We start from the raw sequence: 26,411 nt of genomic DNA on the forward strand, positions 1-26,411 counted from the left end.
TGTCGGCTGTCCCGACAACGCCCTTTCTCATCAGAATTTCCCGAGTGTATAAACAAGTTCATGTGAGAGTTTTGTATGGCACTGGTGAAACCAACCGACGACAAGGCTTTATCGACCAAACGATACGCGTGGCAGGACGAAGAGACGCTCGTCGAGCGCCGCAAACGCCTGCCCTACCGCATTTTGCGCTTTGTGCGCTGGGCGTGGTGGCGCGCCATCCTCGTCGGGCTTGTGCTGTGGGCACTGTTCGACGCCACCGTGATGCAGGCGATCATCAACGTCGCTCCGGTGCTCCTGCGTTTAGTGGTCACGGCGACGCTGGCTATCGGGCAGTTGTTCCTCATCTTCTGGTTTCTCGGGCGTCCGCGCCAGTACACGATCATGCCGGGCGCGGAGGGCGTGAGCTTCAAAGACTATCGCGGTCAGCCGGAACTGCTGGAACAGGCACGGCAGGTCGTCAAGCTGCTGCGCGGCGTCAAGGCGTTTGAGCAGGCGGGTGGCGAACCGCTGAGCGGTATGCTCTTCGAAGGCCCACCCGGCACGGGCAAAACGTGGCTGGCGCAGGCGATCAGCACGGAAGCGGGCGTGCCCTTCTTCTATCTCGACGCCTCCTCGCTCCAATCGATGTTCTTCGGCATTTCGCCGCTCAAGGTCGGTCGCTTGTACGCCCAGGCGCGGAAAGCGGCGCGGCAGTACGGCGCGGCAGTGATCTTCATGGATGAAATCGACGCCATCGGTTCGCGCGCCGGCGTGAGCGGAGGCGATCCGGGCGTACGCGGCTTTCAGCCCAACCGCCTGCCGATCATGTTTATGCCCGGCGGCGGCAACGTCGCGCTGCTCAACGCGCTCCTGTCGCAGATGAGCGGTTTCAGCCTGGAACACGGCTGGTGGGCGCGCAAGCGCACGTGGTTCTACAAGACGTGCTGCGGCGCATGCCCCCCAAGCCGGAAAAGCGCGTGCTGACCATCGGCGCAACCAACCGCATGCACGCCCTCGACGCCGCGCTGCTGCGTCCCGGTCGTTTCGACAAGAAAATCCGCATCGACGCGCCCGACCTTGAAGGCCGCCGCGACATCCTCGAGTACTACCTGTCGAAGATGTCCCACGATGAGACGATTGACCCGCTGATTCTGGCATCGGAAACGCCGTACTACACCCCCGCCGACCTCAAATATCTGCTCAACGAAGCGCTGCGCTATGCCCTGTTCGACGGCCGCATCGCCATGTCGATCCGCGACATTCGCCTCGCGCAGCCCGAACACGAAATGGGCATCCGCAACCCGATCAAGAACCTGTCACCGGAGGCCAAACGCCGCCTCGCCGCGCACGAAGCTGGCCACGCGATCGCGATCCGGTTGTTCCGTCCCAGCTACCGCATTTCGCGCATCACGATTGTGCGGCAGGGTTTCGCCTACGGGCACGTGAGTTCGTACCCGGCGCAGGAAGAATACGACTACATGAGCTCGTATGAACAGCTCGTCAACCGCCTGCGCGTCGCCGTGGCGGGCAAGGCGGGCGAGATGGAATACTGCGGCGTCGGCGAGCAGACGCTCGGCGTGGGCGGCGACTTCGCCAACATCCGCGCGGTGCTGGCGGCGATGGCTGATGCGGGCATGTTCGGCGCGCTCGGCGATGGCAGTTCCCCCACGCACGAGACCCGCGAAGCGATGGAAGAGATGTTCCGCATGGTGCTGGACGAGGTGCGCATGGCCTTCCGCATGCACCGCGATATGGCTGAAGAATTGATCAAGGTGCTGCAAGTGAAGAATGAAATGCTGGCCGACGAAGTCGAAACCTTCTTCGATCAGTACGGGCTGTACACGCCGAAAGTCGAGCTGCGCCGGGAAGCGCCCGCCGACGTGGTCGAAGGGGAGGTGGTGTAAATGTCGACCGTCAAACACGCGCCCAATCAGAAGTATCTGCCCACGAAAGATCCGGTCGATTGGGAGCATGAGGCGACGCTGGTCGACCAGCGGAATCGCCTGCCCAACCGCATCTTCCGCTTCCTGACCAATTTCTGGCTGTGGATCGGGATCATCGCGCTGTTCGCGTATGCCCTGTTCGACGCCGGGTTCATGACCTTTTTGCTCTCGGCGGCGGGGTTTGTGCTGCAGCTCGCCGTGCTGCTCGGCAGCGCGATCTTCCAGTTCGTGCTCATGTTCTGGTTCTTAGGCCGCCCGCGCCAGTACACGATTATGCCGGGCGCGGAAGGCGTCGGCTTCAAGGATTATCGCGGCCAGCCGGAAATCCTCGAACACGCGCAGCAAATCGTCACGCTGCTGCGCGGTGTCAAGGCGTTTGAAGGCGCGGGCGGCGAACCGCTCAACGGTCTGCTGCTGGAAGGGCCGCCCGGTACGGGCAAGACGTGGCTGGCGCAGGCGATCAGCACTGAGGCAGGCGTCCCCTTCTTCTATGTGGACACCTCATCGCTGCAAGGTATGTTCATGGGGACGAGCTCGCTGCGCGTGATCTTCATGTACCGCAAAGCGCGCAAAGCGGCGCGCGAGTACGGCGCGGCGGTCATCTTCCTCGACGAAATCGACTCGATCGGTTCGCGCGCAGGCGTGAGCGCGGTCGGCGGCGGTCTGAATCAGCAGCAAGGCATGGGCGGCATGGGGGGCGATCCCGCGCTGCTCAACACCATGCTCAGCCAGATGAGCGGTTTCAGCGGTGAACATGGCTGGCAGGCGCGCCTGCGCACGTGGTTGTACAAGACGTTCCTGCGTCGCATCCCGCCCAAGCCAGATAAGCGCGTGCTGACCATCGGCGCGACTAATCGCATCAGCGCGCTCGATGCCGCGCTCCTGCGCCCCGGTCGCTTCGACAAGAAGCTGCGCATTGACGCGCCGGACGCGCTCGGTCGCCGCGACATTTTCGAGTACTACCTGTCGAAGATGGCGCACGACGAATCGCTGGATCCGGTCATCCTGTCGTCGGAGACGCCGGGCTACACCCCTGCCGACATCAAGTATCTGCTCAACGAAACGCTGCGCTATGCCCTGTTCGCGGGTCGGCGCTTCATGACCTACGCCGACTTCCAGCGTGCGAAGCCCGAACACGAAATGGGTGTGCGCAACCCGATTAAGAACCTGTCGAAAGAGGCGAAAGCTCGCCTCGCCTTCCATGAGGCGGGGCACGCGGTCGCCGTGCGCGTCTTCCAACCGCATCACCGCATCAGCCGCATCACGATTGTCCGTCAGGGCATGGCCTTCGGTCACGTGGTGAGCTACCCGGCGCGCGAATCGTTCCAGGGGCTGAACACGCGTGACGAATACTACAACGCGCTGCGCGTGGCCGTCGCCGGGAAAGCCGCCGAAATCGAGTTCTGCGGCGAACAGAATCAAACGCTCGGCGTGGGCGGTGACTTCAGCTATGTGCGCCAGCGCCTCAACATGATGGCGCTCGCCGGCATGCTCGGGCCGCTCGGCGGGTCGCTGTCGATGCGCCTCAAGCCCGATGGCACGTTTGGCAGCCTGCCACCCGAGATGATGAGCGCGATGGAAGAGACCTACCAGCGCGTGTTGAACGAGACGCGGCGCGCGCTGCGCGAAAACGCCGAGGTCGTCAAGGCGCTGCAGGCGCTGCTGCTGGACAAAGAAGAACTGATGGCGGATGAGATCCGCGCCTTCTTCGATCAGTATGGCATGCCCACACCGGAAGTCACGCTGATCCTCGACGGTGAGGAATTGTCGCTGCTGCCAACGCCCAAACCAGGGCTTGAGGCGGGGAACTAGCGAACGACCGTGAAGCAAAAATGGGCGATCCAGTGTTGGATCGCCCATTTTGATTCTGGAGACTGTACGAGCTTATGAACTGCCGAGGTCGTTCGCCCCACCGGAAGCCGAGGTATCACCGCTCGGCGCGTCGACAATCCGGGTCGGCAAGGCTGCGCCGTTCTGCGGCGGTTGGTAGCTGGGCTGCACGTTGGACTTGAGCACCCACACATACTGGCAGGCGAGCACGATCTGATAGTAGGTTTCGCTCACGTCCTGACCGATGACAATGTACGTCCCTGGGTTGAGGAGCACGCCCGGTGAAGCGCTGCCCGGCTCATAGTAGACCTGTGCGTTGAACGGTACATCACCCACCACGCTGCCTTCGGGCACGGGCAAAGTGCATTCCGGCCCCCCGGCGGCGGCTGCACCTGCACCGTCGTAGGTGAACGAATAGCTGTACTGGCAGCCCGCAAGGCTATTCGCGTTCATGAAAACGAGCACAAACGAACCGCCCGCTGGTACTGTAAAACTAAAAGTCCCGCACCGCTACCGCTGCCACCGGGATCCCCCAAATAATTGGTATCGTTCGCGGCACCCCAGGTAGGATCAAAACTGTTCAGGAAGGCGACCGGGATGACGTTGGTACCGCAGGTTCCCGTTCCCCATGTCACGGTGATACAACTGCTGCTCGCCACCGGACCGAATGAGCCTTCGACGGTATAGCCAAACGAACCTGATGAAAATGGTCCGGGAAAAGTCTTTCCGGCACAGCTGGAAATTATTCCATCTCGAAAGAGACGGGTAGGCGTGGTGGTGGTGGTGGAAATCGTCCCCGTGTTCGACACGGTGATCGGGTCGGCAAGCGCGCTGCTTCCAGCCAAACAAGGTGATGACGAGCAGCCAGGCAAGCACAACGAAGCTGTGTCTGGACATAAGAACTCCTTTAAGTTGACTCGGTTGATAGTAATTCGATCCGCAGTTTATATAATGATACTCACTTTAATTTTAATAATAAAATTATGATCTATTTTTTTACATATTTCATGAAGCAGCTTATATGGCCAGTCCGTTTTAATACATTTTGACCTCCAAAACCGGCGAGTCAGTGCTATGATTTGACCAGTTTGACGATTCTGGTCAATCAGTCACGAGGGCTATGGTCGACGCCGAACGCGCAGGTCGCATTCTGGATGCGGCAAATGACTTGATCACCCATTACGGGTACGACAAAACCACCATCGACGACATCGCCCGGGCGGCGGGCATTTCCAAAGGTGCGGTGTACCTGCACTTTAAGGGCAAGGAGGCGCTGTTCGAAGCGCTGCTCCTGCGCGAGTCCGAGCGGGTCATGGATGATATGTTTGCTCGCATTGAAGCCGACCCGGAAGGCGGGACGTTGTTTCACGTTTACAGCCATGCAATGCGGGCGGCGATCACCAACCCGCTGATTCGGGCGCTGTCCACGCGGGATCGGCGCGTACTGGGCGATTTTGCGCGGCGTTTCGCGAACATGGTATCGCCGCAAGAGTCGATGATGTTCGGACGCGAGTTCATCGCGCATTTCCAGGCTGCCGGTTTGATCCGCAGCGATTTATCACCAGAAACTGTGACGCATCTGCTGGTATATATGCGCTACGGCTTCCTGATGAGCGAGAACATCCTGCCACCGGAACATACACCGCCCATTGATGAGATCGTCGCGGCCATGGCGGACATGCTCAGCAAGGGCGCTCGCCCGATGGGCAGGGGAACTCGGAAGCGGGCAAAGCGATCATGCGCGGCTACATCGCGCAGATCCGCGCCGTCATCGATGAACGTCGGGAAGCACGATCAATCAAGCAGAATAGGTCTGAACCGCAGCGAGCGCACCAGCGCAGAGGTTCAATTGGCCTCTGGGCAAGGGCTATTCGCTGCGGTTTTTTATTTATAGCCGGAACGGCAAAAGATGTTTTTGAGTGTGTGCCCGTGATAGAGGGGGGCCAAGGAACTATGGCAAGTCAAGTCGTGATCCAAACTGAGAAGCTGACCAAGGTCTACAGCGGCGGCAAACCTGCGCTGGAAGACTTGAGTCTCACTGTCGCGCCGGGCGAAATCTTCGGGTATCTGGGACCGAACGGCGCAGGTAAGACGACGACGATCCGCCTGCTGCTCGATCTCATCCGTCCGACCAGCGGCCGCGCGGCGATCTTCGGTCTGGATACCATCGCGCAGAGCGTGGCGATCCGCCAGCGCATCGGCTTTCTCCCCGGCGAACTCAACCTATGGGATCGGCTGACCGCGCGCGAAATCGTCAACTACATGGGCAATTTACGCGGCGGAGTGAATACTGCTTACGTCAATGAACTGGCGGAACGCCTGAACTTCGACCTGACCAAGCGCATGCGTACCTATTCGACGGGGAACAAGCGCAAGCTCGGCTTGATCCTCGCGCTGATGCACAAACCCAAGCTGCTGATTCTGGACGAACCGTCGAGCGGGCTGGATCCGCTGATGCAGCAGACCTTCAACCAATTGATGCTGGAGGCGAAGGCCAACGGTCAGACGGTGTTCCTCTCGTCGCACGTCTTGAACGAAGTGCAGGCGATCTGCGACCGCGTCGGCATTCTCCGCGATGGCAAGCTGCAAGCCGTTGAGACGGTCGAACGCCTGACGCGCGTCGATTTCCGCAAGGTGACGCTCAAATTCCGCGATGCTGTGTCGCCCCTGCTGGTGAGCAGTGTAGCTGGCGTGAGCAAGGTCAGCGCAGAGGGCGCGAACGTACTCTCGCTGCAGTTGGCGGGTGACTTCGATCCGCTGCTCAAGGCGGTCAGCAGCGCATATGTGCAGGATATTTTGGTCGAAACGCCCACGTTGGAAGACATCTTCCTGACGTTCTACGGCGGGCAGCCCGCGAATAATCACCGCGAGAAAGTGATGTCGTAACATGAGAGGCGTGATTTTCACTCATACGCTGCGGCGGAGTTGGTTGTCCGCCGTGTATTGGGGCGTGGGGGTCGGGGTGATCGGCATGTTCATTATGCTCATCCTGCCGAACGCGGAGTCCTTGCAGCGGTTTGCCCGTTTACTCGAATCGATGCCGCCCGCGCTCCTTCAGGCCTTTGGCGCGTCCGATGTGGCTCAGCTCGCCACGCCGGAAGGTTTCATTGGGTTCGGCTATTTCACCTACACCATGCTGATCATGAGCGTGTACGGCGTGGTCGCTGGGTTGAATGTGACGACGGTGGAAGAAGATCGCGGCATCCTCGACATTCTGTTGAGCGCGCCGGTCAGCCGGACGCAGCTCATGATCGAAAAGGGGTTGGCGTATGTGCTGTTGATGGTGCTGACCATCCTCGTCTCATACCTCGGTTTTGTGGGGGGCAAGGCGGTTTCGACCCTCGACGTGGATCTGGGGAAGCTGTTCGTGGCCTCGCTCAACATGCTGCCCGCCATGCTGACGGTTTTCGGCTTCAGCGTGCTCGTGGGCGCGCTCGCCCGCAGCCGCGCAACGGCGCTGGCACTGGCGGTCGCGTTCGTCATCGGCAGCTACTTCATCGAGTTCATCGGCAACGCGGCAAGTCAGACGGCGGTCGCGGCGCTGCGTGTGCTATCGTACTTCAGCTACACGGGCAGCGATACGGTGATGACGAGCGGCTTGGCGTGGGGCAATATCGTCCTGTTGATCGCGGTGGGCGCAGTGTTGTTCGTGGGCGGCGCGTTCCTATTCCAGCGTCGTGATATTGGACTGTAGAGGGTAAGTGCTATCATGACATTCGTCGTGTTTCGCGAAACGCTGCGCCGCAGTTGGCGCGGGATGTTGATGTGGGGCGGGGGCTTCGCGCTCATCGCGCTGGTGCAAGCGGTCGTCCGCGGCGACGTGGACGCGCTGCGCGAGTTCGCCGATTTAGTCGCCTCGATGCCGCCTTTCCTGCTGCAATTCCTCGGCACAGACGACGTCAACGTGCTGGCGACGCCGGAAGGGTATCTGGCGGGACGTTTCTTCAGCTTCGTCGTGGTGATGTTCGCCGTGTACGCGGTCCTCAGTGGGCTGAACATCACGGCAGCAGATGAAGATCGCGGCATCCTCAACAGTGTGTTGAGCACGCCGCTCCCGCGCTGGCAGTTGATCGCCGGAAAGTTCGCTGCCTATGCCGTGCTGCTGCTGGGCGTCACGCTGATCACCTTTGCGGGCGCGGCGGGCGGTGTGCTGTCCACGCCGGTGGCCGCTACCTTCCCGATGGGTCGGCTGTTCGAAATGACGATTGCGCTGTTCCCGATTGGCCTGGTCGCGCTGGCGTTCACGGCGCTGCTCGCAGCGTTGCTACCGAGCCGCTCGCGGGTGATGACGATCGCCTTTGGCGCGGTGATCGGCAGTTTCTTCCTCAATTTCCTCGCTGCGTCGGTCGGGGATGACCTGCTGAGCACCATCAACCGGATTTCCGTGTTCAGCTACTACCGCGCGACTGACATTGTGAAGAACGGGATGGCAACCGGCGCGCTGCTGGTGTTGATCGTCGTCGCGGTAGCGCTGGTCGGCGTGAGCATGGTTGCATTCCAGCGGCGCGATATCGCGGCCTAGTCGCCGGCGAACAGGGGTCGGCTCCGGCTGTCGGAGCGGACCTGAGGGGGACTTTTCGCCTGCCCCACCGTAGCCCAACCGTTGGTTGACACGAACATCTCGAATGCTATAATCCGCTCACGGCGTGGGAAACCACGCCGATTTGTTATTGAAGCCATGAAGGTGAACAATGCAGCGGATTTTCCCGCTTCTCTTGATCGCACTCCTCCTCGTGAGTGCGCCCCTCGCGGCGCAAGATGGAAATGCCCTCCGGGATGGGGGGATGGAAGGTACTTATACCCAACGCGGACGCGCTGACCTGAATATCCCCGCCGATTGGAGCTTCTGGTACACCGAAGCCCCGCGCAGCGAAGCGTGGCAGAACCTGCCGCCGGTCGGCTTTCCGCACAACGGTCCCGGCCCTAACCCGCATTCCGGTGGGCGCGCCGTCAACCTCAACAAAGGCTTTGCGACTTTCACCGCCGCGCTCTATCAGCAAGTGAGCGTGCAGCAGGGAGCGAACGTCACCGCGAGCGCGTGGGCGTACCTCAAGACCTGCGATATCCCCGACGGCTTCGACAACTGCACATCGGCGGCCGGATCGGGCGCGTATACCCGCGTCGGGATTGACCCGAACGGCGGCACCGATCCCTATGACAGCGATATTGTGTGGTCAGGCAACGCCGCGCCGCACGACACCTGGGCGCAGTTGACCGTCAGCGCGACGACCACGGGCACGACAGCAACCGTCTTCCTGTTCGCTACGCAGCAGTGGCCGCTCGAACTCAACAACGTTTACTGGGATGATGCCGCGCTCGTTGGTGGCGGCGCCGGTGGTGCGGCTGCCCCCGCCGCTGTGGAAGGCGCGACGCCGATTCCCACCATTCCCGCCGAAGTCGGCTTTGTGCAGCCGCAAACTGAGCAGGGCGACGGCTCCATCGTCCATACTGTCCAGCCCGGCGACACCATCGACAGCATTGCCGTCGCCTATGGTCTGACGCGCGCCGAGGTGCTGGCGGTCAACCCGGATATCCGCGACCCGCGCATCATTCAGATCGGCCAGCAGATCATCATCCGCCCGCCAGCCTCAGCGGCGACACCGGAAGTAACCGCCGAACTGCTCACTGCGGAAAATATCACCGCGCAGGAAGCGGGCACAGCGAACCCTGAAGCGACGGCGGAAGCTTCTGCCGCGCCCGAAAGCACCGCCGAAGCCGCCAATAATCCACCCCCTGCCCCCGTCGAGTCTGCGCCACCCGCGCCAATTCGTTCGGTGGCGGGCGGTGATGTGCTCCCCTCGATCAACCCAGCAGGCGACGCCGCGCAGATCTGCATCAGCCTCTATGAAGATATCAACGCCGACCGCGTGCAGGAAGCCGACGAAGTCGCGCTCCCCGGCGGCGTGATCACGCTGACTGGCGCGAGTGGCGTCGTAGGCGAACATGCGATGGACAGCTCCCCGGAACCGTACTGCTTCGCCGATCTCGCGGCGAGCGAATACACCGCGTCGATGCAAGCGCCGCAAGGCTACGGTCTGACGACTTCGGCGCAGCTCACGGTGCGCGCGATTGCCGGAGCGAAGGTGAATCTGGCGTTCGGCGCGGCGCAGGGCGTGCTGCCTGTCACCCCGCCGCCCGCCGATGAACTGGTCAATGTGACGGCGCAGAGCGACGAACCGCAAACGGGCACGGCCAACCCGCTGCCCGACAACCTCGGCTTGATCTTATTCGGCGCGGCGGGCGTCGTGCTCGTCGCGGGCATGGGCATTTCACTGGTGCTGCGGCGGCGTTAACGGAGGACAAATCATGCGGCGTTTACTCCTACTCTGCATCGTAATCGGCTTGTTGGTGGCCAGCGCCGCCTCCGCGCAGGAGGGCGGCGGTCAACTGTGGGTGAACGCCTTTGAAGACCGGGATGGCGACGGCGCACGCGACCCGAACGAACCGTTCATCACGCGCGGCGTCTCCGTCGATCTGCTCGACGCGAACGGTGTAGTCGTCGCCAGCGCCCTGCTCGACGAGTCGCCCAATGCCTCGCGCGGGCTGATCGGCTTCCAGCGCCTGTCGCCCGGCACCTACACCGTGATCGTCACGGGCGCCGACTGGACGGCGACCACGCCCGACACCTTCACGCAAACCATTGAAGAGAACGTCATGCCGACCGTGCTGTGGTATGGCGCGCAGCGTCCTGTCACCAGCATTGCGACCACGACACCCGGTGATCCGCTCGCCGCACTCAATGCACTTGACCCGCAAGTGCTGCGCCTCGGCCTGTCGCTGCTCGGCGCGGTGATCGTCATGGGCGCGTTCAGCGTGCTCGGCTTCCTGATCTATCTGGTGGTCTACGCCCGCCGCGCGCCCAAGCCCATGAAAACGACCACAACTGGATCGATGCGCGCGGTGCGCACCGACGAAACCGGAGAGATGCGCTCGACCAAGGGGTAAAAGCCGCAACTGCTTGCTTATGGGGACGCGGATCGCCGCGTCCTTTTTGATTCAGGCAAACATCTACGCTCTTTCGCGCAGCAACCGAAACATCGTACAATCAAATGAGAGATGAGGAGTTGAGTGCAATGGCGTTGTCAGATTTAATGCGCGAGGTCAAATCTCTATCCAGTGATGAGTTGGAAGCGTTATACCTTTTCGTTCAGGATCAGCGCGAGTATCGGCGTTTGGTCGAGCAGGAACCTGAAGCAGCGGATCGACATCCGGCGTCCCTCGATATGGACGACCTGAAGCAGATTTTTGCCGAACTGCGCGACGGCTTTAGCGAACATGACCTTGAGGAATTGGATTGGGCGATGAATGTGGAGGTGATCAAACCTCCGGCTGAGGATGCATGAAATACCTGTTGGATACCAACATCATCACCGCTTTGATTAAAGGTGATCCTCGTGTGCTTGCCCAGTTGGAAGCCCATCTCGATGATGGTGTCTATCTGTGCCAACCGGTTTTCTACGAAGCCATGCGTGGGCTGTTGTGGAAGAATGCGACCACGAAAATCCAAACGCTAGAGCGGTTGCGTCTACGCTTGGGCTGGTTTCAACTCTTGGAGTCTGATTGGGAACAAGCAGGTGTGTTATGGGCACAAGCCGTCAGCCACGGTCGCCAGCTCGCCGACGTCGATTTGTTGATCGCCGCGATTGCCCTGCGCCAAGATGCAATTGTTGTTACAGACGATCAGGACTTTGACGCCCTACCCGTCAAACGCGAGAACTGGCGCGCCTAATCCATGCACTGATGCAAGAGGACGCGGATCACCGCGTCCTTTTTGCTTCCCCGCGCTATAATCTGCCCCAAAAATGAGCAGGAGTTTGCAGATCAACGATGATCCAAACTGACGTTTTAATCATTGGCGGCGGGGCGACGGGCGGCGGCATCGCGTGGGACTTGGCGCTGCGCGGCGTGCGCGTCGTGCTCGCCGAGATGAGCGATCTGGCGACCGGCACGAGCGGACGTTATCACGGCCTGCTGCATTCCGGCGGGCGCTACGCCGTGCGCGACCCCGAAAGCGCCAAAGAATGCATTGACGAAAATCGCATCATCCGCCACGTCGCGCCGCATGCCATCGAAGACACGAGCGGTTTCTTCGTGCTCTGCCCCGGCGACGACGTGAGCTACGTCGATAAGTGGCTCAAGGCCTGCGCGGCGGTCGACTTGCCGACGCGGGCAGTCCCGCTGAGCGAGGCGCTCAAGCGCGAGAAAGTGCTCAATCCCAAGCTGGAAGCGATCTACGAAGTGCCGGACGGCACCTGCGACTCGTGGGATCTGCTCCACGCGCTCCAGCGCGGCGCGTACGAGGCCAACAACGCGCAGTTCCTGACCTATCACCGCGTCGAGTCGTTCCGCAAGCAGGGCAGCCGCATCGTCGGCGCCAACCTGACCAACCTGCGCACCAACGAGTCGGTCGAGGTGGAATGCGCGGTTGTGATCAACGCGGCGGGGCCGTGGGCGGGCGAGATCGGCGCGAAAGCGGGCGCGAAGTTCAAGATGAAGCTGAGCCGCGGCGCGATGCTGGCCTATAACATCCGCTGGGTCAACACCGTGATCAACAAGCTGCGCCTGCCCGGCGACGGCGATATTTTCGTCCCGGTCGGCACGGTCAGCGTGATCGGCACGACCTCCGTCAAAACGGACGATCCCGGCGATACCCGCGTCGAAGCGTGGGAAGTCACGCGCATCCTCGACGAAGCCGAAGCCATGACGCCGGGCATCAGTCAGGCGCGCATTCTGCGCTCGTGGGGCGGCGTGCGTCCGCTCTACGACCCCGGCGAATCGGCGGATGGTCGCGAGGCCAAGCGCACCTTCACCCTGCTCGACCACGCGCAGAGCGACGGCATCGACGGGCTGATCAGCATCATCGGCGGCAAGCTGACCACCTTCCGCCAGATGGCCGAACGCGCGGCGGATATGGCGTGCGCCAAGCTCAACGTGACCAAACCGTGCAGCACGGCCACCACGCCGATTCCCCCGGCGCACGGCGCGAAATCGAACTATCATCGCCTGCGCGGTCGGTTGGACGCGCTCGAACATGGGGGCAACCCCGGCGCGCTGATCTGCGAGTGCGAGATCGTCACGCAGCCGCAGATCAGCGAGGCGCTGCGCGGCGGCGATGTGGTCACGCTCAATGATCTGCGCCGCGATCTGCGCGTGGGCATGGGGCCGTGTCAGGGCGGCTTCTGCTCCTACCGCGCCGCCTCCATCCGCCATGAGTACGTGCATGACAAGCCAGAAAACACGCACGCGCTGCTCGCCGAATTCGTCGAACGGCGCTTCGGCGGGGTCAAGCCGCTGCTGTGGGGGCACAATCTCCGGCAGGCGCTGCTCTCGGAACACATCTACGGGCGCATCCTCGGCCTGTCGGCGCAGACGGGGAATGTCAAGCAGTTTGTGCCGAACTTAGCCTCTCCCCAACCCTCCCCCGAATTCAGGGGAGGGAGCAAACCGACTTTTCTCCCCTCTCCGACTCGGAGAGGGGCCGGGGTGAGGTCATCTCGACCCCGCATCGTCGTGATTGGCGCGGGGCTGGCGGGGCTGACCGCCGCGCTGACCGCCCTCGAAGTGGGCGCGCGTCGAACTGGTGACGGCGGGGCAAGGGCGCGATTACGCTGTTCCCAGCGTGGATCGAGACGGGTGACGTGAACGCACTGGCCGCGCAAGCCGATCACCCGTACGCGAAAACCGCGGCGGCGCTGCCCATCGGCGCAGGCGTGGTCGAGCGGGCGGCACGCCAACACGGACTCGCCGCCCAGCTCCCCAACGGCACACCGCTCCACGCTGTGACCGCGATGGGCAAACTGCGTCCCATTGCCTTCGGTCTCGGCAGCGTGACCCACGCGCTCCAGCCGAGCGATAAGATCATGATCATCGGCGTCGATGGCTGGCGCGACTTCTACGGCGGGCTGATTGCCGACAACCTCAACGCAGCGGGCTTTAAAGCGCACGCGGGCGTGATCGACTTGCCGCATATGGGCGGCAACTTCGACGACTGGACGACCGATTACGCCAACTATCTGGACACACCCGAAGGGCGCGCCGATCTCGTGCGGCAGGTCAAGCCGCTGGTGCGCGACGCCACCGTGCTCGGCTTCCCGGCGATCCTCGGCTTCAAGGCGGAGACCGCCCGCCAACTGGCGCAAGAACTCGGCGGGCCCGTATTCGAGATTCCCACGCTCACCCCATCGATCCCCGGCTTGCGCCTGTTCCACGCCTTGCGGCGCAGTTTGCTGGCGCGCGGCGGACGCATCACCATTGGCGCGACCGTCACCGGGCTGGAAATCATCAATGGTCGCGTGACGGGCGTGCAAGCGGGCACAGCGAACGGTCGCGCGCGCGTCATCCCCGCGGATGCCGTCATCATGGCGACGGGCGGCTTATACGGCGGCGGGCTGGAGAGCGATTACACGGGGCGCATCTGCGAGACAATTCTGGATCTGCCCGTCAGCAACGTGAGCAAGCGCGATGACTGGTTCACCGCGCCGCTCTTGAGCGGCCAACCCCAGCCGATCCATGCGGTCGGCCTCAACACGGACGCCGATCTGCGTCCGCTCGGCGCAGATGGTCAGCCGTTCGCGGCGAATCTGTACGCGGTGGGTCGTCTGCTGGCGGGCTACAGCCCGGTCGTGGAAGGCAGCGCGGAAGGCGTCGATCTGGCAACGGGCGCATTGGCCGCGCAGAAAGCCTTATCTCCTGTATAATGTAATTCGTAATTACAGGAGGTGAAAATATGCTCAAACGAATCGGCTTGGTGACACTCGGGCTGCTGCTCATCGTGAGCGCGGTCAGCGCGCAAGATACCGCGCCCACGCTCACGCCGCTGCCCACACCCAACGCGACGCAAGTCGAAGAGACGGCGGGCGGCGTGGTCGATGTGGCGGAAGGCGCGGCGGAAAGCATCACGGCGACGGCCGTCGGCCTGTGGGAGCGACTGCTCCAGCCGCCCACATCCGAAACGGCGCGCATCATCCTGATCGTCGGCGGCGTGATCCTGCTGGTCGCGGGCTGGGCGGTCTACGATTTCATCATCTTGATCGCGGGCTTCCTGATCGGCGGCTTGATCGCGCTCTCGTTCTTCAACGAGCCAAACACGGTGATCGCGCTGGCGGTCTTCATCGTCGGCGGGTTGATCGGCGCGGCGCTGGCGGCGGTGCTGTGGTTTCTCGCCGTGTTCCTCATCGGCGGCTACATCGGCATCGTGCTCACGCGCTCGCTGGTGCTGGCACTCGGCTTCGGCCTGCCCTCCGATATCGTGCTGCTGATCGCGCTGATCATCGGCGGGGTAATCCTCTTGCTCATCTCGTTCGAACTGCTGCTCGTGTTCTCGGCCATCGTCGGCGCGCAGATGATCGCGCTCGGCTTCGGCCTCGGCGCGCAGTGGGTGCTGCTGCTGGCGATTCTCGGCATTGTGCTGCAGATCGTGATCACGCGGTCGCGTGGCGTGTCCATCCGGCGGCGTCCGCGCTCGATCTTCTGGCGGCGGCGCGCAGTCGTATAAGCACCTACCCTAACCCCTCGAACGGGAGAGGGGGGAAACCATTCATGCGCAGCGCAGTGGGGTGAGGCCGATGTCTTTACGTTATAATGGCGTCCATTGTTGATGAAGTGGCGATATTCCCATGACCAACCTGATCAACCCTTTTGAAATCAGCGAGCAGGTCGAATTCAGCGCCGATCTGTGCGTCAAATGCAATATCTGCACGGCGGCCTGCCCGGTCGCCCCGGTGACCGAACTATTTCCCGGCCCGAAGGTCGTCGGCCCGCAGTGGCAGCGCTTCCGCATGAACGAAGAACGCGGCGATGAATCGCCCGATAAGAGCGTCGATTACTGCTCCGGCTGCGGCATGTGCACGATGGTCTGCCCCCACGGCGTAAAAGTGATGGAGATCAATTCCCGGGCGCGCGAAAAGCTCTACGACGGCAAAATCCCGTTGCGCAACCGCGCCCTAGGCCGCTCCGAACTGATGGGCAAACTCGGGCACAAGTTCGCGCCGCTGGCGAACTGGGGCGCAAACCTGCGCCCCGCGCGCATCGTCGTCGAGAAAGTCATCGGCATTCACCGCGACGCGCCCCTGCCCAACTTCAAATTCCAGTCGTTCCGCGAATGGTTCGCGCGGCACAAACCGCAGGCCACCGCCCCGGTGCGGGGCAAGGTCGCGTATTTCCACGCGTGCGCGGGCAATTACTTCGAGACAGCGGTCAGCAAAGCCGCCGTGCTGATCCTCGCGCACAACGGCTACGACGTGGTGCTGCCCGAGCAGAACTGCTGCGGCCTGCCGATGCAGTCCAACGGCGAATTTGACGCGGCGCGTTCGCATGCCTGCCGCAACCTCGATCATCTGGCGCAGTATGCCCGCGCGGGCATCCCGATTGTCGGGGCAAGCACGTCCTGTACGCTCAGCTTCAAATCCGACTACCGCGAGATTTTGCAGCTCGACCATCCGGATCGGGACGTGGTCGCCGAAAATGTGTACGACATCAGCGAATTTTTGCTCCTGCTGCACCGCCGCGGCGAACTCAAGACCGATTTTAAGCCGCTCGATTTCGGCGGGACGCTGCTCTATCACGCGCCCTGCCAGCAAAAAGCGCACAACATGGGCCAGCCCGCGCTCGACCTGTTCGAGCTGATCCCCGGCCTCGACGTGCGCCTCTCCGACGCCTCCTGCTGCGGTATCGCCGGGACGTATGGCTACAAGGTCGAAAAGTACGACATCGGCATGGCGGTCGGCAAGCCCCTGTTTGATCAGGTGCGCGACATCGGCGCGAGCAAGCCCGTGATCTGCGACAGCGAGACCTGCCGCTGGCAGATCACGCACGCGACCGGAGCGCAAAGCGTCCACCCGATCAGCCTCCTTGCCGCCGCGTATGGGTTGATGGAGTTGTACCGCTTGTCAGGCAATTTCGGGTTGTAGGACGCAACGGCGGGTTCGACGCCAAAAATGCGGACGAGGCAGGTCGGTCGCTCGGTTGAACAGCGTGAAATCCATTTGGGCACAGCGGACGCCATGAATGGCGTCCCTACACAGAACAGTTCTTGTAGGGACCGATTTATCGCGTCCGTTCAGACGAAGTGGGCCTAAAAACCTTCGCACCTCTCGCCCTTATCACCCCGTCCCAAATCATGTTTGAGAAACGAATTTGATCCGCCAGCGGCTCCAGTCGGCGCGGTTGTCAAAGCGCCAATATCTGGCATCACGCCAGTTTGATAGCCTTGCGCTGCCAACCCTCGACGCATCCGGAAGCGGCAAGGGATGCCGTTTCAGCCACTCCGCGAACTGCCCATGCCGCAAATCATTGTCGATGATGGCGGTTCCCCGGGACGCAGCACGCGCGCGACCTCGGGACCGAACAGTTCGGCGCAAAGAGACAGGCGCATGGATCATCAACGACGCGCAGGGTGCAAAATGCGCTCCGCCTGATCCGGTACGAAACACGTTCCAAATTAGCCCCGCCACCCGCCGCATAATTTGCAGGCGCGAGCATCGGCGGCTCACGGGATCACATGGGGCGTGGGCGTGAAAGCGTGGCTGAAACCCCGTCCCCAAGGATCCAGCACAATCGGTTCTTGCATCCGGCGATCGAACGCAGCGCCGCTTCAATGCGCTGCTCAGGGTCGGCGGCGCGGTTTTCAATTTCGTAGAGGTCAGGGGCAGTTTGAATATTCGGCGCCGCGTGCACGCCGGGCAGGAAGTCAGACATGACTAGTCTCCTTTTCATTCGTAAACAGGTGCAGCAAAACAGCACAGTCGCGTTACGCGACTGCGAACCGCAGTGGGCAGTTCAGCCTGATTTACGCGAAAAAGAGCAGCGACATGGCGCTTCCTATGCTGACAACCGGACAAATTCATTATACAGATGCTTAGTTGCCACGGTCAAACATTCCCCGCTATAATAATCTAATCGACATTCGATTAAATTTATGGAGCCCACAAATTATGGACCAGACGGCTGTCAACGGCGTTTCCTTTGAGCTATCCGACGACCAGAAGATGCTGCAAAAGCTGGCGCGCGACTTCGCCGCCAAAGAGATCATCCCGGTGGCGGAGCATTTCGATAAAACGGCGGAATTCCCAATCGACATCATCAATAAAGGGCGTAACATTGGCCTCGTCAATCTGAATATCCCCGAAGAATACGGCGGCCCCGGCGCGAAAGTCTTCGACGAAGTGATCGTGCAGGAAGAACTCGGCTATGGGTGTTCGGGCATCAGCACGGCGATGAGCGTCAATAACCTGTCGTCACTGCCGATCATGCTCGGCGGCACGGAACAGCAGAAAGAATACTGGCTCGGCGAACGCATGGTCGGCAAAGGCGATCTCGCCGCCTACTGCGTGACCGAACCCGGGCGCGGGCTCGAACGTCGTCGGCATGCAAACACGCGCCGAACGGGTCAATGGCAAGTACATCATCAACGGCTCGAAGATTTTCATCAGCAACGTGAACTATTCCAGCTTCTACACCGTGTTCGCCGTGACTGACCCCAGCAAGAAGCACAAAGGCATCTCCTGCTTCGTGATCGAACGCGATACCCCCGGCATCAGCGTGAGCCGTCACTTCGACAAGCTCGGTCAGCGCGCCGCGGATACCGCCGAAATCACGTTCGAAAACGTCGAAGTCCCCGCCGAAAATCGCATTGGCGAAGAAGGCATGGGCTTCCTGCTGGCGATGACCGTGTTCGATCACAGCCGCCCCGGTGTGGCGGCGGGCGCGGTCGGCGTGGCCCGGCGCGCGCTGGAAGAATGCGTCAAATATGCGAAAGAACGCGAGACGTTCGGCCAGCCGATCTGGCAGCATCAGGCCATTGGGCACAAAATCGCGGACATGGCGATCAACGTGGAAGCGGCGCGTCTGCTGACCTATCAGGCGGCGTGGATGGTGGACAACGGCATCAGCAACCCGAAAGCGGTCGCGTTTGCCAAGGCCTTCGCCGCCGATGCTGCGATGAAGATCACCGTGGATGCGGTGCAGGTCTTCGGCGGCTACGGCTACATGCGCGAATACCCGGTCGAAAAGCTGATGCGCGACGTCAAGGTCTTCCAGATTTACGAAGGCACCAGCGAAATTCAGCGCAACGTCATCGTGCGGGAGCTGTTCCGCTAACGAATCGCCCGCTGCGTCCGGCGGCAAAGGTGCCCATCGTCCCGAGAATTCGTGAAATTCAGCACAACAAAAACGGAGAAATCGAGAGATTCCTCCGTTTTCGTTATAATAGGCGCATTCTGTTGCAGGCAAACAAAGGTTGATGATGAATACGGATGTACTCATAGTAGGCGCTGGCTTGACCGGACTAATGGCTGCCCGGGAAGTGAGCAAGACGGGCAAACGAGTTCTCATCTTTGATAAGGGGAAAAGCGTGGGCGGTCGTATGGCGACCCGACGCATTGGCAGCGGAACCGCGGATCATGGCGCGCAGTTCTTCACCGTGCGTGCGCCCCAGTTCCGCACCCTGCTCAATGAATGGCTGAAGGCAGGTCTCGCCTTCGAATGGTCGCGCGGTTGGAGCGATGGCAGTCTGGTCTCGACCCGCGACGGCCACCCGCGCTATGCCATCAACGGCGGCATGAACGCGCTGATGAAACATCTGGCCGTCGGCCTCGATGTGCGGGTGAATGTCCGCGCCACCAGCATGCACGCGATCGAGGGCGGTTGGGAAATCCGCGACGAAGCGGGCGTGAAAGTCAGCGCGAAAGCCGTGCTGCTCACGGCGCCCGTTCCGCAGTCCTCGCCATCCTCGACAGCGGCCCGGTGGCGCTTGCCCCCAAGGACCGGGAAGCGCTCGACCAGATCGACTATTTACCGTGCATCACGGCGATGGCGCGCATCGAAGGGCGCGTCAACCTGCCCGCTCCCGGCGCGATTCAACGCCTACACGCGCCGATCCAGTGGATCGCCGACAACCGCCAGAAGGGGATCAGCCAGACCACGCTCCTGACCATTCAGGCGAACGCGGGCTACAGCCATCAATTGTGGGGACGCTCCGACGAGGAGATCATGCGGTCGCTGCGTGTTGACCTGATGCCCTTCCTCGACGAAAAATCGCAGATCGCCGAATGGGAGATCAAACGCTGGCGTTACGCCCAGCCGAACATCACGTATCCGGAACGCTATCTGCTGGCCGGAGGACAACCCGCGCCGCTGATGTTCGCGGGGGATGCGTTCGCCGGGCCGCGCGTCGAAGGCGCAATTCTATCCGGGTTGGCGGCGGGCGATAAGCTGAAAGATTTGGTCCCAGCGCAGCAGTTCACAGGCAAAGGAGGCAAAAAACCGTTCCACAGCAGAACAGCGTTTAACTGTCTACTGAAGACCTGTCACGGTCGGCTTACTGGCCGGGGTCACTTCCGGCGTCGCTTGCTGCCACCCGCCGAGGCGATTGATTGGCAGAACGAAGGCTTCGGTCGGCGTCGCGGTCGCGCCACCAATGCGATTGATCGGCAGGACAAACGGTGTCGTCGGCGTGGGCGTACCCCGGCCAACTGGGCGTGCTGCCGGGGCACCACCGCCACCACCGCGCCACCACCTGCCCCGATCCGTTCAGGGTGAATCGCATTCACACGCAGAAACGCGACCACATCATGCAGGTTCTGCTCCGTCAGCGCCGGGTTGCCACCCGAGGCGGGCATCAGCACACCCGTCGTATTGAGCGGATCAAAGGGCTGGCGACCAACACGGATAAAGGCAACCAGTTCATCATCGGTCAAGCTATCGATGAATTCGCTGTCGAGCAGATCTTTACCCAAACCCTGAATACCACGCGCGTTCATGCCGTGGCAGGCCGAGCAGGTCGCCAGAATGACATTTTCACCCGCGCGGACATCTGGCGGGATCATAGGACCAGCCGACACCTTTTGAGCGGGACTTCACTGGGCACCGCGGCCACCGCAGTCGGCGTAATCGGGGTTGCTGTCGGGCGAATGGTCACGGTTGGGCGTACCTGAGGCGCGATACGCGGCTGCCCTGCCAGAAATAACGACAAGGCGAAACCAAACACGACGAGCAAAATCAAAGCCGGAACGAACGGAAACTGTTCCGCCGAACGATTAGGGGTGTTGTTACCCATTGAGAATTCCTCGGAATTTCAATCATCGAGTACTGGAGAAATGGAAGCACCTTATTATGCACATGTGAGGGCGCGGCCGCAAGTGATTTTTGTCACATATAAAATGTGCCTTTTGCGCCTTAAAAGATTACGACACCTCGTTTAGCATGTTACTTATCCAGATAAGCCAAATTGCTTAGGCTAAATAGCGTATATGGTTGCAGCCATCCCGACGCCCCGTATAGAAGGATGAATTTGATGCAGCGCAGAGACTTTCTGAAGATGATGGGTGTGGGTGCTGGTGCCGTTGGCGCAGGCGCTCTCGGAATCAAGACGACCCCCAAGCAGCCCGCCCGCCAGGTGACGCCAGAAGATGCCGCCGCCATGGATCAGCACCATCGCGAAGCGGTGGAATTGTTCCTGGCCAACATCGGCGCCGACCCGAACTTCTGGGGTTTGCCGCTGGAATTCACGATGGACGGCGATGTCAAGGTCTTCACCGTCAACGTTCAAGAAGTTGAATGGTTCACGACCCCGACGATGAGCTTCCCGGCCATGTCCTACAATGGCGTCGTCCCCGGGCCTTACATCCGCGCGACTGAAGGCGAAACCATCCGCCTGATCGTCAACAACGAAATGTCGGAAAGCACCAACATTCACTTCCATGGGCTGCGCGTCCCCAACAATCAGGACGGCGTCCCCTACGTGACCGAAGAACCGATTCTCCCCGGCGCGTCCCGCACCTATGAATTCCCGCTCCGCAACTACGGCACGCACATGTACCACTCGCACCACAATGCGGCGGAACAGGTGACCCGTGGTTTGATGGCGGCTTTCATCGTCGACCCGGCGGACGCCAGTGCTGAACCCGAAGTTTCGGCGGAATACATTTGGGTGTTGAACGACAGCGCGATGGGCTTCACCATCAACGGCAAGTCATTCCCCTACACGCAGCCGATCGTCGCCAAGCTGGGTGATAAGATCCGCGTCCGCTACATGAACGAAGGCTTGATGATCCACCCGATGCACCTGCACGGCATCCCGCAGATGGTCTACGCCAAGGACGGTTTCCCGCTCCCGCAGCCGTACATGTGCGACACGCTCAACGTCGCCCCCGGCGAACGCTATGACGTGATCATCGACTGCAACGACCCCGGTCTGTGGGCGTACCACTGCCACGTGTTGACGCACGCAGAATCGCGCGACGGCATGTTCGGCATGGTGACCGTGCTGGTCGTCAACGCCGAATAGTCGCAACCCAGGCAGCAAAAAGCAGGGCGATCCATTGGATCGCCCTGTTTTATTTACCATCGGACGCGGCCTGAAGTTCGCCTCCTAACGACAGTTAGGGGATAAAACAGCCGAGTGGCGATGATTTTCATTGGGGGAGTGAAGCATCGCGACTTCCAGAAAATCGAGCGCTTCTTAGCATGCTACCGGCGCTTTTCCCCCGCCGACACTGAGCGGACTGCCGGCGAAACGCACGACCATGCTCACACCATCGCGGAGCCGATGCGTCGTGCAGGGACAGGCATGGGCATCTGTCTGGCGGTGGGGGCGGCGATCACCACGGGGCATCCCTGCGCAATCGCGGGCGCAGCAAATGCGGCATGGATCGACCTGCCAGCTTATCCCTAACACAGGACGCTCTTCCCTACAGGCTTGCGGCGCCGCCGTGGTTGCTTCAGTATAGCATAACAAAGGTTTAAACAACCTTGCGCGCAATGACCAATGTGCTGAAGTTGAACGGCCACGGCAGCACCGCCTTGAGCCCGCCCCGAGCCCCTCGGCGAGCGCATTGGTGCGGTAGTAACCCGGCGCGCGGAACGGCGCCCCGATGCCCCACAGGGTATAGGCATGGCTGGTCGGGACCACCTGCTCCATCTCGAAGCCGACCGGCTTGACCGCGCCCGTCAGCGCGGCACGGGTGTAGGTGCTCTCGAAGAATTCATCGTCGTTGAGGACGCTCATCCCGGCGCGCTTGCGCCGCCACGCCAGCAGTTGATTGACCACATTCGGATACGGGATCGTCAGCACCAGCACTCCCCCCGGTTTGAGAATCCGATAGGCTTCTGCCAGCGGCCCGCGCATGCCTGTCTCGAAATGCTCGAAGACGCCGAACGACAGATAAGCCCCAAACGTATCGGCCGCGTACGGCAGGTGATGCACATCGCCCGCGACCAGCGCCAGCTCAGGATCATAGCGCCGCGAGGTTTCCAGCGCGTTGACGGCATAATCCAAGCCCATAACGCGGTAGCCCATCCGCTTAAGCGTCAAGATGACCGCGCTTAAACCGCTGCCCGCCTCCAGCACAATCTCGTCTTTAGGCAGGTAGGGCAAATACGTGTTGAGCGTTTCGACGGCGCGCGGATACGTCATCGTCTCCAGTTCTTGGTCGACAGAGGCGCTGTCCCAGATATCTTCCCAGGCGCGGCGGGTGGAGTCGTAACGGGTCATTCGGTCAAATCCCTTCTAAAAGCGGTCTTTCTCACCCCGCCGCCGCTGCATCCAATCCATCGCGGCGCGGGTCGGTATGATAAGCGCGCGCAGCAGTCCGGCAGCAGCACGGCCATAGTGCTTGCGCGTAAACGTGATCAAATCGTCAAAGTAGATACGCGAGGCTAGCCGCTGCGCCTGTTTGACGCTGGCGTGTTCCTCATGGAGGATGAGCGCCTCGGCGACGAAGTGAATCGCCCCGCCGGCTTTCAGTATGCGCCGGCAGAGATCATCTTCAGGGAAATACAGCTTGAGCGCCGGGTCAAACAGGCCGAACAGCCACTCGCGCCGGATGAGCATACACGAGCCGGGAATCACCGCGACCGGACGAGTCGTATCGCGCGCCCAATCGTCATACCACATCCTGACGCGGCGGCGATCGCGCAGGGGCGCCAGCACCACGCCCAGAAACGTATAGCCCAGCAGCAGATCGAGGTAGCGGGGCACGCGGGAACAGGTATTTTGCACGCCGCCTTCCGGGTATTCCATGCGGCAGGTGACCGCGCTGACCTGCGGGTGCGCGTCCAGATAGCCGAGCAGCGTGGGCAGCGCGCCCGGTGTGATCACCGTGTCCGGGTTGAGGATGAAGACGAAATCACCGGTCGCCTGCGCCGCGCCGAGGTTGTTTCCCCCGGTGAACCACAGATTTTTAGCCGGCGCGATCAGAGTGAATTCGGGGAATTCGGCGCGCACCATGTCGGCGCTGCCATCTTTGGAGGCATTGTCAACCACCAACACTTCCAGCGCGAGCTCGCCGCGCTGCTGCCGAATCGATTCCAGACAGCGGCGCAGTGGGTCGCGCGTGTTGTAGTTGACGATGACAATCGACAGTTTCATGCCGCCAATTTAACCACAGAGGCAGTAAAGCTCACAGAGCAAAGATCAGGCGCTTGCCCTCCGCCTTACGCGTGGGATGGCGCAGGCAGTGCGCCGATCTGCTGCATGAGCGCTAGCGAGTCAACCAGCATCCAGTGCTCGACAATCTTGTGATTCGCGATGCGGTAGGTGATGAAGATGGTGAACGCCAGCGGTTTACCTGTCGGTGGGACGCCCATCAGTGGGCCGGTATGCATGGCGTGAATTGTGCCGCGAAGGGTAACTTTATCGTCTTCAGCGATCAGTTCCTCGGCTTCGATCCAGTAGCCGGGCGTCACCGCTTCTGTTTGGGCGACATGCTGTTTCAGTGCTTCTTCGGCGATATACTTGTCGAGTGTTGCTGGCAGTTTGTCCTTACGAATGGCTTCCAAATATTCTTTGATCAAGCCTTTGTTCGACGCGGCGGACATTATTCAGTTCCTTTCACTTGCAGATGAACAGAAAAACAGTCAAATGAACGCAGGACGACACTATAGGAACAGGGGCACGTTTTAGGAGAGATTAAGATGGGGAACAGTGGCTGACGACACGGGGATCGGCAATGGCTCTCAGCCTATTGTCAGCCTAAGGCAAGGTGGTCCCGAATGAAAAGTGAAGTTTGTTTAGTTATGCGAAATTAAATGTCATATTTATAACAAACTTACCCGGTAGCGCTCGCTGATTTTGGGATAAAGACATGAAAGAGGCGCACAACCGTGCGCCTCGCTTATCGCTTTTCAGTTGGGACTGGGAGTTGGGTCAGCCGCCGCGACCGTTGCCCCGGCCATTGCCATTGCCGCCGCCGTTGCCACGACCATTGCCCTGACCGTTGCCACCAGCGTTGCCATTACCCTGACCATTTCCGTTGCCGCCGCCGTTGCCATTGTCTTGACCATTTCCGTTACCGCCAGCGTTCCCATTGCCATTGCCGCCGCCGTTACCGTTACCATTGCCGCGGGGTTCTGGGGTAGCGCCGGGTTCAGCCGTCGCTTCAGGAGCGAGCGTAGCTTCCGGGTCGTTGCCACGGTGACGGAGCTGACCGGGAGCGAGATCCCGCGGGTGGACGCCTGTATCGCGGACAATCGTCCCCCAACCTTCGCCCGCTTCACGGCGATCCAGCAGTTCTTCGACCGTCAAGCCCGCGGCTTCCGCCAGCAGATACACGCGGGCGATTTCGCCAAAGCCATAACCACCGCAGTGCAGATTCATGATTTCGGCATAGGGCAGCTCAACGCATCGGCCATGCTCTGCGCCACCGGGTGATATTCGTTCGTGCAGCCTGGTTCCAGCGTGGCTTCGGGTTCGGTTCGACCGTCGCTTCAGGTGTAGCTTCCGGTGTGAGCTCAGGCGTGAGTTCCGGCGTCACTTCGACAGTGGGTTCGGGCTCTGGCGTCACCGGAATGACCACGTCGAAGATGATGACTTCGATGGTGAGCCCGTCCGCGAGCTGATTGCCGATCACGACGACGAAGTCACCGGCCTGCAAGCCCAGCGGCAGCGTGCCGACGAGCGTGAAACCGTTGACCTGCACCACACCGTTGACAATGACGACCTCGCCGGTAATCGTGACGACAGCGTTCGGGTCGACTGTCGGCGGTGTCTCTTGCGCGCTCAGGGGGACGACCAGCGCCATGCCCACGAGCAGCACCAAAACCAAGCCTAAAGCCATGCTGAGTTGATGATGAGTTCTAGTCATTTTACGCAATCTCCTGCTTGCAAACTACACTTTGAAGAACGTAAACCGCTTGGGGATGTCGCAGTCAATAATCGAGATTGGCGTAAATTGGTACTTTAGTGTGACTTACTTCTCTATACTACCTTTCGTAAATGCGGGTGGCGGCAGCCCATGCGTACCAATCGAGGGTCTGGGAATCAAAAACGCCCGAATAAGTTTCGGGCGTCTCGCGTAACAAACGGGCCGTTTAGTTGGGCGAAACCGGAACTTCCGGATCTTTCCCGGTGAGATCGAACTGCCCCTTCCGGTCGAGCAGCGCAGCTTTCTCGGTGATGTCGAATGAGCCCTTCTTGCCTGTGGTCACCGGGATTTCCGGGTCTTTGCCCCCTGCGACATTCGGCGTGACCGGGTATTCCGGGTCTTGCCCCGTGATATCGAACGACCCCTTCTTCTCGGTGATGTCGAACGAGCCTTTGCGATTCACGGATTCGACCAGCGTGGTCGAGAGCAGCACAGCGGCGAGCAGCAGCAGAACAACGCGCTTCATAATTGAATGTCCTCCGTCAGCAGACGGTGATCTGTAAGTTGATGTCCTTAGAGT

General features: G+C 61.0%; 26 protein-coding genes and 2 pseudogenes. 18 read left to right on the forward strand and 10 right to left on the reverse strand.

Features of this window, described 5'->3' with window-relative positions; genetic code table 11:
• The first annotated feature begins 75 nt into the window (after positions 1–75).
• Genes IPK17_RS11085 through IPK17_RS11095 form a run of 3 tightly spaced genes read left to right on the forward strand, consistent with a single transcriptional unit; the run spans position 76 to position 3,734 of the window.
• Positions 76–963: an AAA family ATPase gene (locus tag IPK17_RS11085; protein ID WP_343417757.1), complete on the forward strand. Its 888-nt coding sequence runs from the start codon at positions 76–78 to the stop codon at positions 961–963.
• Positions 888–1,883: an AAA family ATPase gene (locus IPK17_RS11090; RefSeq protein ID WP_343417758.1), complete on the forward strand. Its 996-nt coding sequence runs from the start codon at positions 888–890 to the stop codon at positions 1,881–1,883. The genes IPK17_RS11085 and IPK17_RS11090 overlap by 76 nt, the downstream gene beginning before the upstream one ends.
• Positions 1,884–3,734: an AAA family ATPase gene (locus tag IPK17_RS11095; protein ID WP_343417759.1), complete on the forward strand. Its 1,851-nt coding sequence runs from the start codon at positions 1,884–1,886 to the stop codon at positions 3,732–3,734.
• 72 nt (positions 3,735–3,806) lie between these two features.
• Here the strand turns inward: IPK17_RS11095 and IPK17_RS11100 are convergent, their stop codons facing one another.
• Positions 3,807–4,205 carry a hypothetical protein gene (locus IPK17_RS11100; protein WP_343417760.1) on the reverse strand — a complete coding sequence of 133 codons (399 nt, stop codon included), beginning with the start codon at positions 4,203–4,205 and terminating at the stop codon, positions 3,807–3,809.
• Positions 4,206–4,872: 667 nt separating this feature from the next.
• Here IPK17_RS11100 and IPK17_RS11105 point away from each other — a divergent pair.
• From IPK17_RS11105 to IPK17_RS11160, 12 genes are all read left to right on the forward strand, one after another.
• On the forward strand, positions 4,873–5,646 hold the full coding sequence (locus IPK17_RS11105; protein ID WP_343417761.1) for a TetR/AcrR family transcriptional regulator: 774 nt from the start codon (positions 4,873–4,875) through the stop codon (positions 5,644–5,646).
• A gap of 59 nt (positions 5,647–5,705) precedes the next feature.
• A complete protein-coding gene (locus IPK17_RS11110; protein ID WP_343417762.1) occupies positions 5,706–6,638 on the forward strand; it encodes an ABC transporter ATP-binding protein in 933 nt (310 codons plus the stop codon).
• A 10-nt stretch (positions 6,639–6,648) separates the two neighbouring features.
• On the forward strand, positions 6,649–7,446 hold the full coding sequence (locus IPK17_RS11115; RefSeq protein ID WP_343417763.1) for an ABC transporter permease subunit: 798 nt from the start codon (positions 6,649–6,651) through the stop codon (positions 7,444–7,446).
• Positions 7,447–7,461: 15 nt separating this feature from the next.
• Entirely contained in the window at positions 7,462–8,274 is an 813-nt protein-coding gene (locus IPK17_RS11120) for an ABC transporter permease subunit (RefSeq protein WP_343417764.1), read from the forward strand.
• 169 nt (positions 8,275–8,443) lie between these two features.
• Positions 8,444–10,045: a LysM peptidoglycan-binding domain-containing protein gene (locus IPK17_RS11125; protein WP_343417765.1), complete on the forward strand. Its 1,602-nt coding sequence runs from the start codon at positions 8,444–8,446 to the stop codon at positions 10,043–10,045.
• A gap of 13 nt (positions 10,046–10,058) precedes the next feature.
• Entirely contained in the window at positions 10,059–10,697 is a 639-nt protein-coding gene (locus IPK17_RS11130) for an SdrD B-like domain-containing protein (protein ID WP_343417766.1), read from the forward strand.
• Between the two features lie 128 nt (positions 10,698–10,825).
• Positions 10,826–11,095, forward strand: a complete 270-nt coding sequence (locus tag IPK17_RS11135) for a hypothetical protein (protein WP_343417767.1) — start codon at positions 10,826–10,828, stop codon at positions 11,093–11,095.
• Positions 11,092–11,481: a PIN domain-containing protein gene (locus IPK17_RS11140; protein WP_343417768.1), complete on the forward strand. Its 390-nt coding sequence runs from the start codon at positions 11,092–11,094 to the stop codon at positions 11,479–11,481. The genes IPK17_RS11135 and IPK17_RS11140 overlap by 4 nt, the downstream gene beginning before the upstream one ends.
• A gap of 98 nt (positions 11,482–11,579) precedes the next feature.
• Entirely contained in the window at positions 11,580–13,394 is a 1,815-nt protein-coding gene (gene glpA, locus IPK17_RS11145) for an anaerobic glycerol-3-phosphate dehydrogenase subunit GlpA (protein WP_343417769.1), read from the forward strand.
• Positions 13,391–14,449, forward strand: coding sequence for an anaerobic glycerol-3-phosphate dehydrogenase subunit B (locus tag IPK17_RS11150; protein WP_343417770.1), 1,059 nt, complete (start codon positions 13,391–13,393; stop codon positions 14,447–14,449). Before glpA ends, IPK17_RS11150 begins: the two co-directional genes overlap by 4 nt.
• A 29-nt stretch (positions 14,450–14,478) precedes the next feature.
• Positions 14,479–15,246: a hypothetical protein gene (locus tag IPK17_RS11155; RefSeq protein ID WP_343417771.1), complete on the forward strand. Its 768-nt coding sequence runs from the start codon at positions 14,479–14,481 to the stop codon at positions 15,244–15,246.
• A gap of 121 nt (positions 15,247–15,367) precedes the next feature.
• Positions 15,368–16,660: an anaerobic glycerol-3-phosphate dehydrogenase subunit C gene (locus IPK17_RS11160; RefSeq protein WP_343417772.1), complete on the forward strand. Its 1,293-nt coding sequence runs from the start codon at positions 15,368–15,370 to the stop codon at positions 16,658–16,660.
• A gap of 586 nt (positions 16,661–17,246) precedes the next feature.
• On the opposite strand, the gene IPK17_RS11165 is transcribed toward IPK17_RS11160, so the two are convergent.
• Positions 17,247–17,447: a hypothetical protein gene (locus IPK17_RS11165; protein WP_343417773.1), complete on the reverse strand. Its 201-nt coding sequence runs from the start codon at positions 17,445–17,447 to the stop codon at positions 17,247–17,249.
• Positions 17,448–17,683: 236 nt separating this feature from the next.
• Between IPK17_RS11165 and IPK17_RS11170 the strand changes: the two are divergent.
• Positions 17,684–18,848 (forward strand): annotated as a pseudogene (locus IPK17_RS11170) (acyl-CoA dehydrogenase family protein).
• A 178-nt stretch (positions 18,849–19,026) separates the two neighbouring features.
• Positions 19,027–19,680 (forward strand): FAD-dependent oxidoreductase, encoded by a 654-nt coding sequence (locus tag IPK17_RS11175; protein WP_502748658.1) that lies wholly within the window; start codon positions 19,027–19,029, stop codon positions 19,678–19,680.
• Between the two features lie 679 nt (positions 19,681–20,359).
• Here IPK17_RS11175 and IPK17_RS40470 read toward each other — a convergent pair.
• Both IPK17_RS40470 and IPK17_RS40475 read right to left on the reverse strand, forming a co-directional pair.
• A pseudogene (locus tag IPK17_RS40470) lies at positions 20,360–20,575 on the reverse strand (c-type cytochrome); the annotation flags it as partial.
• The gene (locus IPK17_RS40475; protein WP_350341618.1) at positions 20,572–20,805 is read right to left on the reverse strand and encodes a hypothetical protein; all 234 of its coding nucleotides are present in this window, start codon (positions 20,803–20,805) and stop codon (positions 20,572–20,574) included. The pseudogene IPK17_RS40470 and the gene IPK17_RS40475, both read right to left, overlap by 4 nt.
• Before the next feature lie 237 nt (positions 20,806–21,042).
• On the opposite strand from IPK17_RS40475, the gene IPK17_RS11185 reads away from it, so the two are divergent.
• Positions 21,043–22,035 carry a multicopper oxidase family protein gene (locus tag IPK17_RS11185; RefSeq protein ID WP_343417775.1) on the forward strand — a complete coding sequence of 331 codons (993 nt, stop codon included), beginning with the start codon at positions 21,043–21,045 and terminating at the stop codon, positions 22,033–22,035.
• 174 nt (positions 22,036–22,209) lie between these two features.
• Here the strand turns inward: IPK17_RS11185 and IPK17_RS11190 are convergent, their stop codons facing one another.
• From IPK17_RS11190 to IPK17_RS11215, 6 genes are all read right to left on the reverse strand, one after another.
• The gene (locus IPK17_RS11190) at positions 22,210–23,241 is read right to left on the reverse strand and encodes a class I SAM-dependent methyltransferase (RefSeq protein WP_343417776.1); all 1,032 of its coding nucleotides are present in this window, start codon (positions 23,239–23,241) and stop codon (positions 22,210–22,212) included.
• Positions 23,242–23,256: 15 nt separating this feature from the next.
• The gene (locus tag IPK17_RS11195; RefSeq protein ID WP_343417777.1) at positions 23,257–24,117 is read right to left on the reverse strand and encodes a glycosyltransferase family 2 protein; all 861 of its coding nucleotides are present in this window, start codon (positions 24,115–24,117) and stop codon (positions 23,257–23,259) included.
• A gap of 65 nt (positions 24,118–24,182) precedes the next feature.
• Positions 24,183–24,566 carry an ester cyclase gene (locus tag IPK17_RS11200; protein WP_343417778.1) on the reverse strand — a complete coding sequence of 128 codons (384 nt, stop codon included), beginning with the start codon at positions 24,564–24,566 and terminating at the stop codon, positions 24,183–24,185.
• A gap of 328 nt (positions 24,567–24,894) precedes the next feature.
• The gene (locus IPK17_RS11205) at positions 24,895–25,344 is read right to left on the reverse strand and encodes a hypothetical protein (protein ID WP_343417779.1); all 450 of its coding nucleotides are present in this window, start codon (positions 25,342–25,344) and stop codon (positions 24,895–24,897) included.
• Positions 25,345–25,363: 19 nt separating this feature from the next.
• Entirely contained in the window at positions 25,364–25,831 is a 468-nt protein-coding gene (locus IPK17_RS11210; protein WP_343417780.1) for a hypothetical protein, read from the reverse strand.
• Positions 25,832–26,057: 226 nt separating this feature from the next.
• Positions 26,058–26,357 carry a hypothetical protein gene (locus IPK17_RS11215; RefSeq protein ID WP_343417781.1) on the reverse strand — a complete coding sequence of 100 codons (300 nt, stop codon included), beginning with the start codon at positions 26,355–26,357 and terminating at the stop codon, positions 26,058–26,060.
• Positions 26,358–26,411: the final 54 nt, after the last annotated feature.

This window comes from Candidatus Flexifilum breve (assembly GCF_016713355.1).

Bases quoted from the DNA above. Each gene is read 5' to 3' on its own strand.
- IPK17_RS11085 (WP_343417757.1), top strand. From the start codon at position 76: ATGGCACTGGTGAAACCAACCGACGACAAGGCTTTATCGACCAAACGA.
- IPK17_RS11095 (WP_343417759.1), top strand. From the start codon at position 1,884: ATGTCGACCGTCAAACACGCGCCCAATCAGAAGTATCTGCCCACGAAA.
- IPK17_RS11100 (WP_343417760.1), bottom strand. From the start codon at position 4,205: ATGAACGCGAATAGCCTTGCGGGCTGCCAGTACAGCTATTCGTTCACC.
- IPK17_RS11105 (WP_343417761.1), top strand. From the start codon at position 4,873: ATGGTCGACGCCGAACGCGCAGGTCGCATTCTGGATGCGGCAAATGAC.
- IPK17_RS11110 (WP_343417762.1), top strand. From the start codon at position 5,706: ATGGCAAGTCAAGTCGTGATCCAAACTGAGAAGCTGACCAAGGTCTAC.
- IPK17_RS11120 (WP_343417764.1), top strand. From the start codon at position 7,462: ATGACATTCGTCGTGTTTCGCGAAACGCTGCGCCGCAGTTGGCGCGGG.
- IPK17_RS11125 (WP_343417765.1), top strand. From the start codon at position 8,444: ATGCAGCGGATTTTCCCGCTTCTCTTGATCGCACTCCTCCTCGTGAGT.
- IPK17_RS11130 (WP_343417766.1), top strand. From the start codon at position 10,059: ATGCGGCGTTTACTCCTACTCTGCATCGTAATCGGCTTGTTGGTGGCC.
- IPK17_RS11135 (WP_343417767.1), top strand. From the start codon at position 10,826: ATGGCGTTGTCAGATTTAATGCGCGAGGTCAAATCTCTATCCAGTGAT.
- IPK17_RS11140 (WP_343417768.1), top strand. From the start codon at position 11,092: ATGAAATACCTGTTGGATACCAACATCATCACCGCTTTGATTAAAGGT.
- glpA (WP_343417769.1), top strand. From the start codon at position 11,580: ATGATCCAAACTGACGTTTTAATCATTGGCGGCGGGGCGACGGGCGGC.
- IPK17_RS11155 (WP_343417771.1), top strand. From the start codon at position 14,479: ATGCTCAAACGAATCGGCTTGGTGACACTCGGGCTGCTGCTCATCGTG.
- IPK17_RS11160 (WP_343417772.1), top strand. From the start codon at position 15,368: ATGACCAACCTGATCAACCCTTTTGAAATCAGCGAGCAGGTCGAATTC.
- IPK17_RS11165 (WP_343417773.1), bottom strand. From the start codon at position 17,447: ATGTCTGACTTCCTGCCCGGCGTGCACGCGGCGCCGAATATTCAAACT.
- IPK17_RS40475 (WP_350341618.1), bottom strand. From the start codon at position 20,805: ATGGGTAACAACACCCCTAATCGTTCGGCGGAACAGTTTCCGTTCGTT.
- IPK17_RS11185 (WP_343417775.1), top strand. From the start codon at position 21,043: ATGCAGCGCAGAGACTTTCTGAAGATGATGGGTGTGGGTGCTGGTGCC.
- IPK17_RS11190 (WP_343417776.1), bottom strand. From the start codon at position 23,241: ATGACCCGTTACGACTCCACCCGCCGCGCCTGGGAAGATATCTGGGAC.
- IPK17_RS11195 (WP_343417777.1), bottom strand. From the start codon at position 24,117: ATGAAACTGTCGATTGTCATCGTCAACTACAACACGCGCGACCCACTG.
- IPK17_RS11200 (WP_343417778.1), bottom strand. From the start codon at position 24,566: ATGTCCGCCGCGTCGAACAAAGGCTTGATCAAAGAATATTTGGAAGCC.
- IPK17_RS11205 (WP_343417779.1), bottom strand. From the start codon at position 25,344: ATGAATCTGCACTGCGGTGGTTATGGCTTTGGCGAAATCGCCCGCGTG.
- IPK17_RS11210 (WP_343417780.1), bottom strand. From the start codon at position 25,831: ATGACTAGAACTCATCATCAACTCAGCATGGCTTTAGGCTTGGTTTTG.
- IPK17_RS11215 (WP_343417781.1), bottom strand. From the start codon at position 26,357: ATGAAGCGCGTTGTTCTGCTGCTGCTCGCCGCTGTGCTGCTCTCGACC.